Source organism: Bradyrhizobium sp. UFLA01-814 (assembly GCF_046718885.1).
Taxonomy (GTDB): domain Bacteria; phylum Pseudomonadota; class Alphaproteobacteria; order Rhizobiales; family Xanthobacteraceae; genus Bradyrhizobium; species Bradyrhizobium elkanii.
Map to the genome: position 1 here is coordinate 62,889 of NZ_JAQOSR010000014.1, position 15,365 is coordinate 78,253.

Sequence of the window (15,365 nt, forward strand, 5' to 3'; positions counted from 1 at the left end):
AACCGCGATGCGTAGCGCAAAGGAATATCTGTCTGGCCTGAAGGACGGACGGACCATCTACATCAATGGGGCTGCGGTCGGCGACGTGACCGCTCATCATGCCTATCGAAATCTCGCCAGTTCGATGGCGGGGCTGTTCGACTTCGCGAGCGCCAGGGAGAACGTCGATCTCATGACGTTCGAGACCGATGCCGGACGTGCCAACCGGATCTGGCAGCTTCCGACGTCCTATTCCGATCTCGTCCAGCGGCGGAAGGCACTGGAAGCATGGGCTGCGCTGCATGCCGGCTTCATGGGCCGGGCTCCGGACCATGTCGCGTCGTGCATCTCAGGTCTCTACATGGGGCTCGACGTCTTCAAGGCATACGATCCCGCCCGAGCGGGCGCGCTCGAGAGCTACTACCGCTATGCGCGCGACAAGGATCTCTACCTTACCTACGTGATCATCAATCCGCAGGCCGATCGTTCGAAGGGGGCCGCCGAGCAGGCGGATCCGTTTCTCACTGCTGGCGTCGTCGACCGCGACGCAGAAGGGATCACGATCCGCGGCGCCAAGATGCTCGCGACCGGAGGCGTGGTCGCTGACGAGGTTTTCGTCACGACCATCCAGCCGATGCGTCCAGGCGAAGAGCGCTACGCGATGTCCTTCGCGATCCCGATGAACGCGAAGGGTCTCAAGATGCTGTCGCGCAAGTCCTACGAGGATGCAGCCGGCGCGGTGTTCGACAATCCGTTGTCCAGCCGCTTCGACGAGAACGACTCGGTCCTCTACTTCGACGACGTGAAGGTTCCCTGGGATCGCGTCTTCATCGAGGGCAACGTCGAAATGTGCCAGAAACAGTTCCACGCCACGCCCTGCCACGTCTATCAGAATTACCAGGCGATGGTGCGGCTGAGCGTGAAGCTCAAGTTCCTGGCCGGCCTCGCGCATCGGACCGCCGAAATGAACGGCGTCACCCAGTTCCCGCAGGTGCGGGAAATGCTCGGTCAGCTTGCAGCCGAGACCGGCATGGTCGACGCCCTGGTGGCGGCAATGGAGGCAAAGGGCGCGCAGGTCGGTCCCTATTTCATCCCGGACCGGCACACGCTCTATTCCGCGCAAGTGCTGACGCAGCAGCTCTACGCGCACATCATCAATACGCTGCGCGAACTCGCCGGCGGCGGCATGATCATGCTGCCGTCGTCGGTCGCCGACTTCGATAACCCCGAGATTGCGGCCTTGATCGGCAAGACCCAGCAGTCGCCGAAGGCCAATTCGCACGACCGGGTGAAGTTCTACAAGCTCGCCTGGGACGCGGTCGGATCCGAGTTCGGGTCCCGCCATCAGCAATACGAGATGTTCTACGCCGGCGCGACCTTCGTCACCAAGGGACACTCCTATCGTACCTACGACTGGTCCGGCGCCGATCGTCTGGTCCAGACGATGCTCGATTCCTACGACCTCAACGGCATCTCGATCGCCAGGAAGGCCGCCTGAACCAACGGAGACGACATATGCCCGTCAACAAGAAGCACGACGAATTTTACACGCTCGACATGACCACCGGTTGGGAAACGCCCGCGGGCTATCCTGCCGGCATCCAGCAGAAGATCCTCGCGGGCGCGCTCGACGAGGGGAACCGGCGCGGAACGCGAACCCGGCTGCTGCGCTTTGCGCCGGGCGTCTACACGACCGCACCGTTTTCGCATGAGTATTGGGAAGAGGTCTATCTCGTCTCCGGCGACCTGATCGTCGGCAATGACGAGAAGGGCGAGGGCGGCAAGAGCTTCCCGCCGAACACCTATGCCTGCCGGCCGCCGCACGCACCGCACGGCCCGTTCAAATCCGTCAACGGCTGCCTGCTTCTCGAAATGCACTATTTCGATCCGGTTTGAGGCCGGTCCGCCAGCACCGACAAACATAGTTCGACCGCTCCTAGGGGGAAAATATGGCGTTCAAAAATATCTCGCTCGCATTCGCGCGTAGCCTATCCTCGCTTCAACCGCTGTTCCGGTTGAATTGGGAGTTGCCCCACGCCAATCTCCGCGTGGTGGTCGATGGCCTTGCGGGCGCTCTTGTGATCGGCGTCGTGGCGGCGACGCCGGTCGCTGCGCAGGACAAGCCGAGCTCGGTGGGACTTGGCATCTTCACGTTCACGTCCGGTCCCGCCGCGGCCTATGGCATGCCCGGCAAGAACGCCGCAGACCTCATGATTGACGAGATCAACGCCAAGGGCGGGATCGGAGGCGTTCCGGTCACCGCGACCTTCGTCGACGAAGCGCAGGGCGCGCAAGGCGTGATCGCGGAATATCGCCGGCTGGCCGGAGATGCGAAGAACCAGGTGATGGTCGCTGCCTTGTCGAGCGCTACCTGTCTCGCGCTGGCGCCGATCGCGGAGCAGCTGGAGGTTCCGACCGTCGGCTGGAACTGCGATACCCACCAGCTGCTCATGGACGGCAAAAGCAAGTATGTGTTCCGTCCCAACGGCAACACCGTGCCCGAATTCATCGCCTATGCGATCTATCTTCTGGATCGCAAGCCGGACGTGAAGACGGTGGCGATCATCAATCCGGACTACGCGTTCGGCCATGACGCGGCCAAGATCTTCACCGCGGCGCTCAAGGCGCTGAAGCCGGACATCGAGATCGTCGCCGAACTCTATCCGAAGCTCGGCTCGCCGAATTACCAGACCGAGATTTCGCGCCTTACCACCGCGCGCCCGGACGTCGTCTTCTCCAATCTCTGGGGCGCCGACCTCGAAAACTTCGTTCGCCAGGCGACGCCGCGTGGGCTGTTCACGTCCAGTCAGGTGGTCCTCGCGCTCGGCGAGACCGTGCTGCAACGCGTGCCGTTGCCGGATGGCGTGATCGTCGGGGTTTTGGGTGACGGCTGGTGGATGTCGCCGGACGCCAAGGCCAATCCCCAGACGGTGAAGTTTGCCGAAGCATACAAGTCGCGCTTCGGCGAGTATCCGGTGTTCCCGTCCATCAAGATGGCCAATGCGCTCATCTATGTGAAGGCCGCCTACGAGGCTGCCATGCAGAAGAATGGCGGAAAGTGGCCGACTCGTGCCGAGCTCGCGGCCGCCATGAAGGGGAGCAAGGTCGCAACCTTGACCGGCATCACGCAGACGCGGGCCGACAATGACGGTCTCGTCGACCAGATCGTCGGAGTGACCGTGAAGACGTCGGCGCAACCGTTTCCGGTGATCGGCGACATGGTCCGCTACAAGGGCGACAGCCTGATGCCACAGGCTGGTCAGGATCCGCTCGCCTGGATTTCGACGCTCAAGCCCGAGTTCGCGAAGAGTCTTCCGAAACCGGGGAGCTACAAGATAGGCGAACGATAACGTCCACTCGCAACCAATCACGCAGGCGTTAAGCCGATGTCGAATGCAATCATTCCCTTGCTGCTGGATAGCCTGGCCAGCGCCGCGTTAATCTTTTTCGCGGCGGTTGGCCTGACGCTGGTGTTCAGCGTGCTGCGCGTCCTCAACGTGGCCCACGGCAGTCTCTACTCGATCGGTGGCTACGTCGCGGCTTCGGCCTGCCTGTTCATCGCGAGCCGGCAGCTCAACCCTTATTTGTCGTTTGTTGCTTTGCTGTTCAGTGCGGTTTTCGTGGCCGCCATCTTCGGTCCGCTGATCGAGCGCAGCCTGGTCCGTTGGACGTACGGCAAGTCCGAGGCCGTCCAGATCCTGATCACGTTCGGACTCTTCCTCATCCTGGAGGATCTCCAGCGGCTGATCTTCGGCGTGCAATCCCTCTACGAGGACGCGCCGATGCGATTGCTTGGCACGTCAAGCATCGGCGGCGTGGTTTATCTCAACTACCAGATTCTGCTGGTCGGGATGGCGGTTCTTGTCGTCGTCGGGCTGCGGCTCCTGATCAACCACACGCGGCTCGGGCGCCTGATCACCGCCGTCGTGACCGACCGTGAAATGGCGCAGTCGATCGGTATCGATACCAACCGGATCTTCATCCTGGCGTTCTCGCTGGGCGTGTTCCTCGCCGCGCTGGGTGGAGCTCTGTCGACGCCGACATCGGGCATTGCCCCGGGGCTTGGGGCCGACACCATGGTGCTCGCCTTTGCGGTGGCGGCGATCGGCGGGCTCGGGCAGATCGAGGGAGCCGCGGTCGCCTCGCTGATCGTCGGTCTGGCGCGCGTGCTCGCGATCTATCTCGCGCCTTCGCTGGATGCCGTTGCGCCATATGCCGCAATGCTGGTCGTGCTTCTGATCCGCCCCTACGGCCTGTTCGGATCGGTAACGGCGCGGAGGATATGATGCGGATCATCCTGGCCGCTGCCGCGGTTCTCACGCTCGCCGTCCTTCCCGTCGCCGCGCCGTGGCTGCAATTCGTGTTGACGCTTGCGATCGCCAAGGGCTTTGCGGCGCTCGGTGTCGCGGTGCTGCTGCGGGCCGGGCTGATCTCGATCGGCCACGCGATGTTCTTCGCGGCCAGCGCCTACGGCGTCGCCTTCCTGGCCCATGCCGGCATCAACGATCTTGGATTGCTGCTGCTGCTCTCGGTGCTGGTCGCCGCGTTGACCGGCGCGATCGCCGGCGCGTTTCTCGTCCGGTATCGCGCGATCTTCTTCGCGATGTTGAACCTCGCGGTCTCCATGGTGTTCTACGCGCTGTGCGCCAAACTCTACGGTGTCACGGGCGGAACGGACGGTATGCCCGTTCCGATTCCGGCGGTGTTCGGCGTCATCTTTGCCGAGCCGGTGTTCAAGAGCGTGCTGTTCTATCTCAGCCTGGCGCTGATGGTGCTCGTCGGTCTCGCCGTCCAGCGATATCTCGACAGTCCGCTGGGGCATGCGCTGTCGGCCGTCCACACCAACGAGATCAGGCTCGAATATCTGGGCATTCCGGTCTGGGCGGTGTTGCTGATCGCTTATGTGATCTCAGCGGCCCTCGCCGGGCTCGGTGGCGCGATCTCCGCTTTTGCGATCGGTCGCGTGGTTCCCGACTTCGCGTTCTGGACCGCATCCGGCCACCTCGTCCTGATCGCCGTGCTTGGCGGCATCGGTGGCGTACCGGGCGCGTTCATCGGCGCCTTGTTCCTCGAACTGCTGCACAGCGCGGCGGTGACCGTAACCGATGCCTGGAATCTGATCGTGGGCATGGCTCTGATCATCGTGATCATGTTCATGCCGCAGGGCATCTATGGACTATTCGCGCGCAAGGAGGCGTCGAGCCCATGAGGCGTCCTATCCTGGAGGCCAAGAACCTCTGCGTCGCATTCAACGGGGTCAAGGCCGCCGACGGGGCAAGCATTGCAATCCACGACGGCGAGTTCCTCGCGATCATCGGCCCGAACGGATCGGGCAAGACGACGCTGCTCAACATCTGCACAGGTTATATCCGCCCGGTTTCAGGCAGCGTTCTGCTCGACGGCAACGATATCACCCGGCTGTCGCCGCGCGCCATTGCGCGACGCGGCGTCGCGCGCGCCTTTCAGATCCCGCAACTGTTCTCCGCACAGCGCGTGATCGACAACATGATGCTGGCGCTTGCCGCGAAAGACGGACTGTGGAGCGCGGTCCGGCCGCTTGAAACGGCGCAGCGGCGCGACGAAGCAATGGCCTTGCTCGAACTGGTCGGGCTCGACGGCGATGCCGACCGCATCAGCAGCGCCTTGCCTGAAGGTCATCGCAAGCTGCTCGACATCGCGGTTGCGCTGGCGCTCAAGCCGCGGCTGCTGCTGCTGGACGAGCCGACCAGCGGCGTGAGTGCGCTGGAGCGCTTCCCACTGATGGAGGCGCTGATGAGCGCGCTGCGCCAGCGCCGCATCACCGCTCTTTTCGTCGAGCACGACATGGACGTGGTTGCGCGTTACGCAAGCCGCGTCCTGGTGTGGAATGCCGGGAATATCATGGCCGAAGGGCGTCCAGATGAGGTGTTTGGCAACGCGCAGGTCCGCGAACGCGTCGTGGGAGTGGCCTAATGCTCAGGCTCGACAAGGTCAGCGTCTCGATCGAGGGCGTTCGCGTGCTGCGCAAGGTCAGCTGCGAGGTCATCGCGCGCAAGACGACGGTGTTGATCGGCCGCAATGGCGCCGGCAAGACAACGACGCTTCGCGCGATCATGGGGCTCATCGCGCACGACGAGGGCTCGATCCACCTCGATGCTGCCGATCTCGGCAGCCAGCCGGCCTACACCCGCGCCCGGGCCGGCATCGGATATGCGCCGGAAGATCGCCGGCTGATACCGGAGCTGAGCGTCGAGGAGAACATCCGGCTTCCGGCACTGGCGCTGAACCTCGACAAGCCGGAAATCGTTCGCAGGCTGGACGAGATCTATACGCTGCTGCCTGAGCTGCATGTGATGCGGTCCCGGCCTGCGGGCGGCGTTTCCGGCGGGCAGGGCAAGATGGTTGCGCTGGGGCGTGCGCTGATGGTGGCGCGCAAGGTCCTGTTGCTCGACGAACCCTTCCAGGGGCTGGCGCCGGCCCTGGCGCTCGATTATGCACGGACGCTCGGTGAGCTGCGCAAGCACCGGCCGGAGCTCGCCCTGCTGATCACGGAATCCTCGCCAGCCCTGCTAGACCGCGTTGCCGATCGCACGCTGCAGATCGAGCGTGGCGAGATTCTCGTTCCGTCTACCAAGGATGACAAAGCCCATGTTCATGAAGTTTGACCGTATCGCGAAGGATCGGACCGATCACGTCGGCGTCAAAATCGAATCGCTCGTGATCGCGGGCTGGGCGGGCAGGAACGCGGCGGCGATCGAGCACCATATCGAGGAACTCGCGGCGCTCGGAATCCCACGCCCGTCGACGACGCCGCTCTACTACCGTGTTGCGGCCCAGACGCTGACGCAGGCAGATGGCTTGAGCGTGCTCGGTTCGGATAGTTCCGGTGAGGTCGAACCTATCGTGGTCGCCATGGCCGACGGGCTCTGGATTGGAATCGGATCCGACCATACCGATCGCAAGGCGGAAGCCGCAGGTATCGCACTTTCGAAGCAGCTTTGCGGCAAGCCGATCGGCCGGCAGCTCTGGTCCTATGCTGATGTCGAGCCGCACTGGGATGAATTGGTGCTTCGCTCGTGGGCGACGATCGACGGCAAGCGGGTTCTCTATCAGGAGAGCCCGGTTTCCTCGCTGAGAACGCCGCACGATCTCATTCGTCGGTACTCGGACGTCGATATTCTTCCCGCCGGGACCTTGATGTTCTGCGGAACGTCGGGTGCGATTGGCGGCATTCGCCCGGGGACGCGCTTCGAAATGGAGCTGAGCGATCCGGTTCTCAAGCGCTCCCTGACCCACGGCTATGATATCGACGTCCTTCCGGTCGTCTCTTGATCGCCACGTCCAGGGAAGAGCTTCGACGAATGACGTCAGGATCCGATCAATCCCAACCCACGGCCGTGGCGCGACTGGAAGCCGCGCTGACGCGCGCGCACTCATCTGACGCAGAGAATACCTTCACCGCGTTATTTGCGGACAGCGCACGTTGCGAGGCTGAAGCTGCCGATCGGCGCGCCGTTGCCGGGACCACACGCGGCCCGCTCGATGGTCGGATTGTCTCGATCAAAGCTCTCTTCGACGTCGCCGGTACCGCGACTAGCTCGGGTTCGGCCGTATTGCGCTCTCTGCCCCCCGCCGCTGAAGACGCGTCGATCGTCAAGCGCCTGCGCGCCGCGGGAGCCGTGATCATCGGCAAGACACAGATGACCGAGTTCGCCTTTTCCGCGCTCGGCACGAACCCGAACGACAGCGTGCCGGGTAACCCCCGGGACCGCCGGCGCGCTCCGGGAGGGTCCTCATCTGGGGCTGTCGTCTCGGTCATCGACGGCATGGCGGAGATCGCCATCGGGAGCGACACGGGAGGCTCGATCCGAATTCCGGCGGCGCTGTCGGGGGCAACCGGCTTCAAGCCAACGAGTGGCTTCGTGCCGACCGTTGGCGCGTTCTCCCTGTCGTCGAGCCTCGATACCATCGGTCCAATTGCCTCGAGCGTCGCGGACTGCTTTGTGGCCGATCAGGTGCTTTCGGGTGGAGACGTGGGATCGCGGCCGCAGGCTGCCTCTCCCTACACGTTTCGGCTCACTGTCGCTCGCGGTCGCCTGTTTCATGGCTGCGAGCCAGAAGTGCTTAGCGCGTTTGAGAATGCCGTAGAGCGGCTTCGATCATGTGGTTTGCAGATCGCGGATGGATCGATCGAGGGTGCTCTCGATCATGTCGCAGAGATCGACAAGATCGGCACTTTTCCGTCAATCGAGGTCGGCGCAACGTTGCGCGGCTTGGGTGTATCGAGCCTGGATGGGGTCGATCCGAAAACCCGAGCTCGTATCGAAGCGGGGGCCCAAGTCCTCGGGATCGACTACGTGCGGATGGTGCGGCTTCGGAAAGCCGCAATCCGATCCTTCGAACAGTCATTCGGCAACGATGAGGTTTTCATCTTGCCGACGACGCCAATCCGCGCACCGCTTCTGTCGTCGATCGAGGAGGACAGCGCGTTCCATCAAGTCAATGGGCTGGTGCTTCGCAACCCGCGGGTCGCCAATATTCTCGATTGTCCGTCGATCTCATTGCCGATACCGCTCGACGGTCTTCCCGTCGGCCTGATGCTGATCGGTCGCAGGAACGCCGACCGGCGCTTGCTGGAGATCGCGTCCAGTGTGGAAACGATGCTGCGAGGTCGTTAGCACGCTGCTTGGCGTTCTCGTCAAAAGGGCCGCCCGGGCGGGGCGCCGCGGAAGTTCATACAGGCGCGATGGTTCTTCCCATGACCGCCTGGAGGCGCTGCCGAAGATTGCTTTGGGGCGTTTGGGGATCGATCTTTAGCCACGAAGGATACGTTTAAGGACCATTTTATTGCTCCGTGATACGTAAACAGATCTATATCTCGCCGAGCCAGCGATACCCTTTTAGACGGCAAAAGATACGTAAACAGATCATGGAGTGGAACTCAGAAGCAACCCAACAGCTAGGGCGGTTCCCTCCGGGACGCAAGAAAGCAAGCGGGCCTGACTCAAGAGCAGGTGGCCGAACGCGCGGGCATTTCTCGGCCGCGTTACCGCGATATTGAGCAGGGCAACGCCGCTGCGCGGGCGACCACGCTGATTAACGTCGCGCGCGCGCTTGGCATGGAGCTGATGCTGATGCCACAGGCAATGGTACCCGGCGTCAACGCACTCCTTCGCCCGTCCGAAGACGAAGATCGACCGGCGTTCACCATCGATATGGATGATGATGAGCACCCGGGTCCGCGCCCCTAACACCATTCAGTCGCTGGACGTGTTCCTTCAAGACCTCAAGGTCGGAACGGTCGTGCGTACGCCAGGTGATTTCAACGCCTTCAGTCTCGATCCGGCCTATCGAGCCAAGGTGCGGCCCCCGATACTGAGCCTTTCGTTGCGCTCCGCCGATGTGGCCTTCGCAAGAATCCGAAGCCGGCAGCACACATGCTGCCCGCGTTCTTCGCGAACATGCTGCCCGAGGACACCCGTCATGCGAGACCCTGAAATGGCAAAAGCCGTAATCGTCGATCTGGACGGACGCCAAATTATCTTTTTGCAAGCCGCCGTAATGTATGCCCCGGCTGTGCCCCAGTTATTTCGGGGCACGTTCCGAGGGAGACGATCCGATAAGTTATTGATTTTAAAGAGCTAATGGTGGACGCACAAGGGATCGAACCTTGGACCTCTCCCGTGTGAAGGGAACGCTCTCCCGCTGAGCTATGCGTCCGGGATGTGACGTGCCAAAGGCCGCTGGTCGGCGGCCGGTCGAAAATGGGCGCTTCGTCAGAGCGTGCGATTTACGAAGTGCCGGGTAGGGGTGTCAAGCCAAACCCTGCGGGAATCACGCCCCTTGCTGGCGGGCGCGGGAGGCGTGTGACTGCAGCGCCCGGATGCGCTCGGCGAGCGTGCCGCCGCCCTCGGGCATCCCGTTGCCCGGCGAGGCGCCGTTGGCGGGCTTGGCCGCCGCCTTGGCCGGCACCGTCGGCTCCGCCGCCAGCATGGCCTCGATCGCCGAATTGGGGCCCTCGAGCTGGATCGCGAGCTTGGCCACCTCGGCGGCGATGTCGTTGATGCGCTCGCGCAGCAGCGCATTCTCCATCCGCTCGGTCGCCCAGGAGCTTTCGGCCTGCTGCTGGATCGCGTTGATGTCGCGCTGCAGCTTGCCGCGCTCGTCGCTGACAGTGCGCAGCTGCTCCTCGACTTGAGCCTTCTCCTGGCGCAGCCTGTCGAGCGCGGAGGATTTGCCGCCGCCCGCCGCGGCGATCTCCTCGCGCAGCTCCTGCACCGTCCGCTCGGCGGCGGCGTTGGCCTGCTTCAACTGGCCGTTCTCGAATTCGCGCTCGGCCAGCAGCTTGCCCTGGGTCGCAAGCCGCGTCTCGAGGTCGTTGACCCGGTTGCCGAGCATCTCAGCTTCCTTGACCTGGGCGACCAGCTGGCGGTCGAGATCGGTGACGCGCTGGCTCAGATTCTCGACCCGGCCGCGCGCGTCGGTGAGATCGCGCGTCGCGGTTTCCGACTGGCTGCGCTCCTGGGTGAGGCGGGCTTCGGTTGCCGCGAATTCCCTGGCGGCATCGCCGACCCGGTTCTTCAGCTCCTCGACCTGGGTCCGCACCGCGACCAGTTCGATCTGGCGGCTGTCGGCGGTCATCGCGCGGTCGTTGAGCTCGGCGTTGATCTTGCCGAGCTCGCCCTGCTTGTCGGTCAGCGCCTGCTCGGCGTTGCGCAACAGCTCGGTTTTGGCCGAGAACTCTTCCTCGGTGGCGCGAAGCTGCTCCTTCATCGCCTTCTCGCGCGCTTCCAGCGCGAAGATCGCGGCGTTCTTCTCGCCGAGCTCGATCTTCATGCGGTTGATCGCATCGGTCTTCTTGCCGAGCTCGGCGAGCTGGCTCGTGGTCTTGCTCTTGAGCTGGTCGACGCTCATCTCGAGCCGGCGGGCCGACATGGCGAATTCGGCGCGGAGCTGGTCCTTGTCGGCCTGGATCTCGGCCATCGACAGCGGGGTGGCCGCCTCCATGCGGCGCGTGGTCAGCCGCACCGCCCGGTTGTGCACCAGCGGAACGATCATCAGGCCGCACAGCATCGAGATCAGGAAACCGATCGCCGCGTACATGATCGGCTCGATCATGAAGGGTCACTCCAAGGAAAGAAGGAATTTGTTAATCACAATGCCACGGCGGGCCGGCCAAAGGCCAGCCCGATTGCCGCGTTAACCTGAATTGCCAACCGCGCCGGAGCGCCGGCCTCATCGCCCGATCAGGGCCGCGACCTCGGGCTTCGTTCCGATTGAATCGGAACGAGGCTCTGGATGCGAACCGGCGTCCACTTCGCTGGAAACGCTCTAGAACGGGTTCCAGGTCGCGCGCGGGGTGAATTTGAGATAGCCGACGCTGGCGCCGAGCCGCAAGCCGATGCCCGAGCGAATCGGGACCAGCACGATGTTGTTGGCGGTCAGCGCCGTCATGCCGAAGCCGCCGACGATATAGGCCGAGCCGTCGATGCCGACAAAGCGCTGATAGATCGCCTGGGTCGAGGGCAGGTTGTAGACCAGCGTCATGGTCCTCGCGCCGTCGCCGCCCCAGTCGAAGCCGACCGAGGGACCCTGCCAGTAGACCCTGAGGTCGCCGGCGTTCTTGGTGTAGAGCGTGCCTTCGCCATAGCGCAGCCCGGCCACGAAGGCGCCGGAGCCTTCCTCGCCGAGCACATAACCATTGGGCAGACCCCACTGGCTGACCGCGCGCTCGATGACCGAGGCGAGTCCGCGCGAGACATTCCCGAAGAACTTGTGTCCGGCATTGACCAGTTCGTCGGGCCCGTAAGTATACGGGGTCGGTTCACGCTGTGGCGGCGGATATTGCGGTGGCGGGCCCTGCTGCGCGGACGCCCCTGCGCTCCAGCACATCAGCGCGGCAAACGCGACCGCGGCAAGGCGTGATGCGAAAGTCATTAAGAACCCCTGCTATCGAAATCCGGGCGCTGCCCCTTAACCTGATGCCAACAGGCACGGCTCTAGGTTGCGCCCGGTGTCCCCTCGACTCGGATGTTATCGGTATCAACTATGACGGCACAACGGCAGGAAAGATATGGATCGTGCCGGGGGATGGCGTTTTTCGGCCTGTTGGCGGGCATTTTGGCGGCCATCTGGCCGTCCTTGCCTGTTCAGGCCACCACAACCGAGCGCGTGGTGACGAACCGCTACTCCGGATTGGCGATCGAGGGATTCGATCCCGTCGCTTATTTCACCGACGCCGCCGCCACCCAGGGGCGGCCGGAATTCGAGGCCGCGGAGAGCGGCGTGGTCTGGCGTTTCCGCAACGAGGGCAACCGCGCCTCGTTCGTGGCGCATCCCGAAATCTATGGCCCGCAATTCGGCGGTTACGATCCGACCGATCTGGTGCGGGGCGTCACCTGCGCCGGCAATCCGCGATTCTGGGCCGTGGTCGGGAACAGGCTTTACCTGTTCAACAGGGAACGCAGCCGTGACGCGTTCGCCGCCGATCCCGCGCGCTTTTTGAAGGAAGCCGCGGCGCGTTGGCCGGAGCTGGAAGACAATCTCGCGCAGTGATCACGGCGCCGCGGCCGGGTCGCCCCAAGCGATGAATTCCGGCACCAGAAAGTCTTCGCGGCCGAGTCCGAAATGCAATGGGCCGCCGTTCGAATCGGTGACCTCGCCGCCGGCCGCAACGACGACCGCGTGACCGGCCGCCACGTCCCATTCGGATGTCGGCGACAGGCGGGGATAGATGTCGACTTCGCCCTCGGCGACGCGGCCGAATTTGACGGCCGAACCCAGCACGGCGCGGACCGCGCCACCGCGCTCGTCGATGAAGGCTTCGGTGCGTGCATCGCCATGCGAGCGGCTCACTGCCACCGTCCAAGGCGCGCCGCGTGGCGGGCAGGGGCGGGTCTTGATCGGCGCGGCCTGCGCAACTGCGCCGCCCTGCAGCGTCAACCGCTCCGCGCCCTTGCCGACGATGCCGCGCCAGATCAGGCCGAGCGCCGGTGCGCCGACGATGCCGAGCAGCGGCACGCCCTGCGTGACCAGCGCCACATTGACGGTGAATTCATTGCGGCCGGCAACGAACTCCTTGGTGCCGTCGAGCGGATCGATCAGGAAGAAACTGTCCTTATAGGGCGGCGTCGCCAGATGGACGCGCTCCTCCGACAGCAGCGACACCTGCGGCGCGAGCCGCGTCAGGCCTTCGACGATGATGTGGTCGGCGGCGAGATCGGCCTCGGTGACCGGCGACCCGTCGCCCTTGCCGGCAACATTCATCGTCGAACGATTGACCGCAAGGATCGCCTCGCCGGCGCGGATCACCAGTTCGGTCAGTGATTCGAGCAGCGTGGCGGCGGCCTCGCAGCCGATCAGGGACGGCTGTGCCTTATTCATGAGCGGATCTCATATCCTGTTTGTGTTCCCTTATCAGTCCCGCCGCAAGCTGGCAGCATCCGTCTGCGCGGTGTATCAAGCCGACAGGCATGCGTGATTCGCACTCCTCGGTCGGCGTGCGGCTTTCCAGGAAACAATTGATGTCTGGCACTTCGTCTCCCGGTCCCGCTCCCGATGCGCTCGAACTCGCGGCGCTGTTGTGCTCGCGGGTCTGTCACGATCTCATCAGTCCGGTCGGCGCGATCGTCAATGGGCTTGAGGTCCTTGACGACAACCCCAAGCCCGAAGACCGCGACTTCGCGCTCGATCTGATTCGCAAGAGCGCCAAGACCGCTTCGGCGCGGTTGCAGTTCTGCCGGCTGGCGTTCGGCGCGGCCGGTTCCTCCGGCGCGCAGATCGACCTCGGCGATGCCCAGAACATGGCGAAGGGGCATATCGAGGACGGCAAGGTGACGCTGACCTGGAATTTGCCGCGGCTGCTCTTGCCCAAGAACCGGGTCAAGCTGCTGCTGAACATGCTGGTCATCGCGCAGCAGACGATCCCGCGCGGCGGTACGCTCACCATCGATCCGGTCGGCGAAGGCGAGACGATGAGCTTCCGCATCCTGGCCGCGGGCCTCAATGCGCGGGTGCCGCAGAACATCGTCGACCTGCTCAATGCAAGCTCGTCGAACACGGTTGATGCGCATGCGGTGCAGCCGCATTACACGCGCCTGCTGGCTGAAGCCTGCGGGTTGAAAGTGACGCTGACGCTCGACGGCGACAAGGTCGTTATCGCAGCGTCCTGAACGCGGCTGCGGGAACATCATTAAGCAAAGGTTACGACGGGCCGCGCGATTCGATCGCGCGGCCTTATCTCTTTGTTGATCCCGTTCTTTTCCATTTGCTCAACCAAACTTAAACGCTTTGCGGAGAAGCTGACCCAAGTTCCGTCAGGCGCGTCGATGTCGCGCGCCGCAGCGTTTTCGGCGTTTTTCGAAGGTTGGTTTCATGGACGATCTGTTGCGCGAGTTCCTGACGGAGAGCAGCGAGAGCCTGGATACGGTCGACAACCAGCTGGTGCAGTTCGAGCAGGATCCGAACAACGCGAAGATCCTGGATAACATTTTCCGCCTGGTGCACACCATCAAGGGCACCTGCGGCTTCCTCGGGCTGCCGCGGCTCGAGGCGCTGGCGCATGCCGGCGAGACCCTGATGGGCAAATTCCGCGACGGCATGCCGGTGAAGGCGGAAGCCGTGACGCTGATCCTGTCCTCGATCGACCGCATCAAGGAGATCCTCGGCGGCCTCGAGGCGACCGAGGCCGAGCCCGAGGGCAACGACCGCGATCTGATCGATCAGCTCGAAGCCATGGTCGAGCACGGCATGGCGGCGATGTCCGATTCGACGCAGTCGATATCGTCAGGCTCGACGCAGTCGATGCCGGCTGCTGCTGAAGAAGATGTGCCGGTCGTTGAAGCTCCGCCGGTGCAGGCTGACATGACCGAAGGCACCCTCGTGGTACAGACGCTGGAGCGTCCGCTGCGCCCGGGCGAGGTCTCGCTCGACGAGCTCGAGCGCGCCTTCCGCGAGACCGAGACCGAAGTCGCCGCACCAGCGCCGGTCGCCAAGCCCGTAGCCGCAGCACCCGCCGCCGAGCCGGCCGAAGCTGCGAAGAAGCCGGCCCGCAAGGCCGCCGGTGAGGATGTCCAGGAAGGCGACAAGATCGCCAACCAGTCGATCCGGGTCAATGTCGACACCCTCGAACACCTCATGACCATGGTCTCCGAACTGGTGCTGACCCGCAACCAGTTGCTGGAGATCTCCCGCCGCAACGAGGACACCGAGTTCAAGGTGCCCTTGCAGCGGCTCTCCAACGTCACCGCCGAGCTGCAGGAAGGCGTCATGAAGACGCGCATGCAGCCGATCGGCAATGCCTGGCAGAAGCTGCCGCGCATCGTCCGCGACCTCTCCGGCGAACTCGGCAAGCAGATCGAGCTCGAGATGCACGGCGCCGACACCGAGCTCGACCGCCAGGTGCTCGA

At 63.8% G+C, this 15,365-nt stretch carries 16 protein-coding genes, 1 tRNA gene and 1 pseudogene; 14 read left to right on the forward strand and 4 right to left on the reverse strand.

All coding sequences use genetic code 11. The features are described 5' to 3' along the window. The first annotated feature begins 7 nt into the window (after positions 1-7). The 11 genes and pseudogenes from PMN64_RS07010 to PMN64_RS07060 form a co-directional block, all read left to right on the forward strand. Positions 8-1,477: a 4-hydroxyphenylacetate 3-hydroxylase family protein gene (locus PMN64_RS07010; protein ID WP_411780190.1), complete on the forward strand. Its 1,470-nt coding sequence runs from the start codon at positions 8-10 to the stop codon at positions 1,475-1,477. Positions 1,478-1,494: 17 nt separating this feature from the next. After that, positions 1,495-1,875, forward strand: a complete 381-nt coding sequence (locus PMN64_RS07015) for a cupin (RefSeq protein WP_411780191.1) — start codon at positions 1,495-1,497, stop codon at positions 1,873-1,875. Positions 1,876-1,928: 53 nt separating this feature from the next. After that, positions 1,929-3,329 (forward strand): ABC transporter substrate-binding protein, encoded by a 1,401-nt coding sequence (locus tag PMN64_RS07020; protein WP_411780192.1) that lies wholly within the window; start codon positions 1,929-1,931, stop codon positions 3,327-3,329. Positions 3,330-3,365: 36 nt separating this feature from the next. Further along, positions 3,366-4,265: a branched-chain amino acid ABC transporter permease gene (locus PMN64_RS07025; RefSeq protein WP_411780193.1), complete on the forward strand. Its 900-nt coding sequence runs from the start codon at positions 3,366-3,368 to the stop codon at positions 4,263-4,265. Beyond that, positions 4,265-5,188 carry a branched-chain amino acid ABC transporter permease gene (locus tag PMN64_RS07030; protein WP_411780194.1) on the forward strand — a complete coding sequence of 308 codons (924 nt, stop codon included), beginning with the start codon at positions 4,265-4,267 and terminating at the stop codon, positions 5,186-5,188. The genes PMN64_RS07025 and PMN64_RS07030 overlap by 1 nt, the downstream gene beginning before the upstream one ends. Beyond that, positions 5,185-5,931: an ABC transporter ATP-binding protein gene (locus tag PMN64_RS07035; RefSeq protein WP_411780195.1), complete on the forward strand. Its 747-nt coding sequence runs from the start codon at positions 5,185-5,187 to the stop codon at positions 5,929-5,931. The genes PMN64_RS07030 and PMN64_RS07035 overlap by 4 nt, the downstream gene beginning before the upstream one ends. Further along, positions 5,931-6,623, forward strand: coding sequence for an ABC transporter ATP-binding protein (locus PMN64_RS07040; RefSeq protein WP_411780196.1), 693 nt, complete (start codon positions 5,931-5,933; stop codon positions 6,621-6,623). Before PMN64_RS07035 ends, PMN64_RS07040 begins: the two co-directional genes overlap by 1 nt. Next, complete coding sequence (locus PMN64_RS07045) at positions 6,607-7,290, forward strand: DUF2848 domain-containing protein (RefSeq protein ID WP_411780205.1); 684 nt, start codon at positions 6,607-6,609, stop codon at positions 7,288-7,290. The genes PMN64_RS07040 and PMN64_RS07045 overlap by 17 nt, the downstream gene beginning before the upstream one ends. A 29-nt stretch (positions 7,291-7,319) precedes the next feature. Continuing rightward, positions 7,320-8,636 carry an amidase family protein gene (locus PMN64_RS07050; protein WP_411780197.1) on the forward strand — a complete coding sequence of 439 codons (1,317 nt, stop codon included), beginning with the start codon at positions 7,320-7,322 and terminating at the stop codon, positions 8,634-8,636. Between the two features lie 336 nt (positions 8,637-8,972). Next, entirely contained in the window at positions 8,973-9,209 is a 237-nt protein-coding gene (locus tag PMN64_RS07055; RefSeq protein WP_411780198.1) for a helix-turn-helix domain-containing protein, read from the forward strand. Further along, positions 9,178-9,434, forward strand: a pseudogene (locus PMN64_RS07060) (HipA N-terminal domain-containing protein); the annotation flags it as partial. The gene PMN64_RS07055 and the pseudogene PMN64_RS07060, both read left to right, overlap by 32 nt. 169 nt (positions 9,435-9,603) lie before the next feature. On the opposite strand, the gene PMN64_RS07065 reads toward PMN64_RS07060, so the two are convergent. From PMN64_RS07065 to PMN64_RS07075, 3 genes are all read right to left on the reverse strand, one after another. Beyond that, positions 9,604-9,678: transfer RNA gene (locus PMN64_RS07065), tRNA-Val, on the reverse strand. 114 nt (positions 9,679-9,792) lie between these two features. Beyond that, a complete protein-coding gene (locus tag PMN64_RS07070) occupies positions 9,793-11,076 on the reverse strand; it encodes a hypothetical protein (RefSeq protein ID WP_411780199.1) in 1,284 nt (427 codons plus the stop codon). 213 nt (positions 11,077-11,289) lie between these two features. After that, complete coding sequence (locus tag PMN64_RS07075) at positions 11,290-11,895, reverse strand: DUF1134 domain-containing protein (RefSeq protein WP_016843676.1); 606 nt, start codon at positions 11,893-11,895, stop codon at positions 11,290-11,292. A gap of 153 nt (positions 11,896-12,048) precedes the next feature. Between PMN64_RS07075 and PMN64_RS07080 the strand changes: the two genes are divergently transcribed. Beyond that, positions 12,049-12,513, forward strand: a complete 465-nt coding sequence (locus PMN64_RS07080; RefSeq protein ID WP_028344112.1) for a YHS domain-containing (seleno)protein — start codon at positions 12,049-12,051, stop codon at positions 12,511-12,513. On the opposite strand, the gene cysQ is transcribed toward PMN64_RS07080, so the two are convergent. Further along, complete coding sequence (gene cysQ, locus PMN64_RS07085; protein ID WP_411780200.1) at positions 12,514-13,341, reverse strand: 3'(2'),5'-bisphosphate nucleotidase CysQ; 828 nt, start codon at positions 13,339-13,341, stop codon at positions 12,514-12,516. Between the two features lie 140 nt (positions 13,342-13,481). Between cysQ and chpT the strand changes: the two genes are divergently transcribed. Together chpT and PMN64_RS07095 are read left to right on the forward strand one after the other, a co-directional pair. Beyond that, on the forward strand, positions 13,482-14,129 hold the full coding sequence (gene chpT / locus PMN64_RS07090; protein ID WP_304496730.1) for a histidine phosphotransferase ChpT: 648 nt from the start codon (positions 13,482-13,484) through the stop codon (positions 14,127-14,129). Positions 14,130-14,331: 202 nt separating this feature from the next. Continuing rightward, positions 14,332-15,365 (forward strand): Hpt domain-containing protein (locus PMN64_RS07095; protein ID WP_411780201.1); only part of this gene is annotated, 1,034 nt, incomplete at its 3' end.

What these genes read in the sequence shown, in the direction of transcription:
- PMN64_RS07010 (WP_411780190.1), top strand. Translation starts at nt 8, where the DNA reads ATGCGTAGCGCAAAGGAATATCTGTCTGGCCTGAAGGACGGACGGACC.
- PMN64_RS07015 (WP_411780191.1), top strand. Translation starts at nt 1,495, where the DNA reads ATGCCCGTCAACAAGAAGCACGACGAATTTTACACGCTCGACATGACC.
- PMN64_RS07020 (WP_411780192.1), top strand. Translation starts at nt 1,929, where the DNA reads ATGGCGTTCAAAAATATCTCGCTCGCATTCGCGCGTAGCCTATCCTCG.
- PMN64_RS07025 (WP_411780193.1), top strand. Translation starts at nt 3,366, where the DNA reads ATGTCGAATGCAATCATTCCCTTGCTGCTGGATAGCCTGGCCAGCGCC.
- PMN64_RS07030 (WP_411780194.1), top strand. Translation starts at nt 4,265, where the DNA reads ATGCGGATCATCCTGGCCGCTGCCGCGGTTCTCACGCTCGCCGTCCTT.
- PMN64_RS07035 (WP_411780195.1), top strand. Translation starts at nt 5,185, where the DNA reads ATGAGGCGTCCTATCCTGGAGGCCAAGAACCTCTGCGTCGCATTCAAC.
- PMN64_RS07040 (WP_411780196.1), top strand. Translation starts at nt 5,931, where the DNA reads ATGCTCAGGCTCGACAAGGTCAGCGTCTCGATCGAGGGCGTTCGCGTG.
- PMN64_RS07045 (WP_411780205.1), top strand. Translation starts at nt 6,607, where the DNA reads ATGTTCATGAAGTTTGACCGTATCGCGAAGGATCGGACCGATCACGTC.
- PMN64_RS07050 (WP_411780197.1), top strand. Translation starts at nt 7,320, where the DNA reads ATGACGTCAGGATCCGATCAATCCCAACCCACGGCCGTGGCGCGACTG.
- PMN64_RS07070 (WP_411780199.1), bottom strand. Translation starts at nt 11,076, where the DNA reads ATGATCGAGCCGATCATGTACGCGGCGATCGGTTTCCTGATCTCGATG.
- PMN64_RS07075 (WP_016843676.1), bottom strand. Translation starts at nt 11,895, where the DNA reads ATGACTTTCGCATCACGCCTTGCCGCGGTCGCGTTTGCCGCGCTGATG.
- PMN64_RS07080 (WP_028344112.1), top strand. Translation starts at nt 12,049, where the DNA reads ATGGCGTTTTTCGGCCTGTTGGCGGGCATTTTGGCGGCCATCTGGCCG.
- cysQ (WP_411780200.1), bottom strand. Translation starts at nt 13,341, where the DNA reads ATGAATAAGGCACAGCCGTCCCTGATCGGCTGCGAGGCCGCCGCCACG.
- chpT (WP_304496730.1), top strand. Translation starts at nt 13,482, where the DNA reads ATGTCTGGCACTTCGTCTCCCGGTCCCGCTCCCGATGCGCTCGAACTC.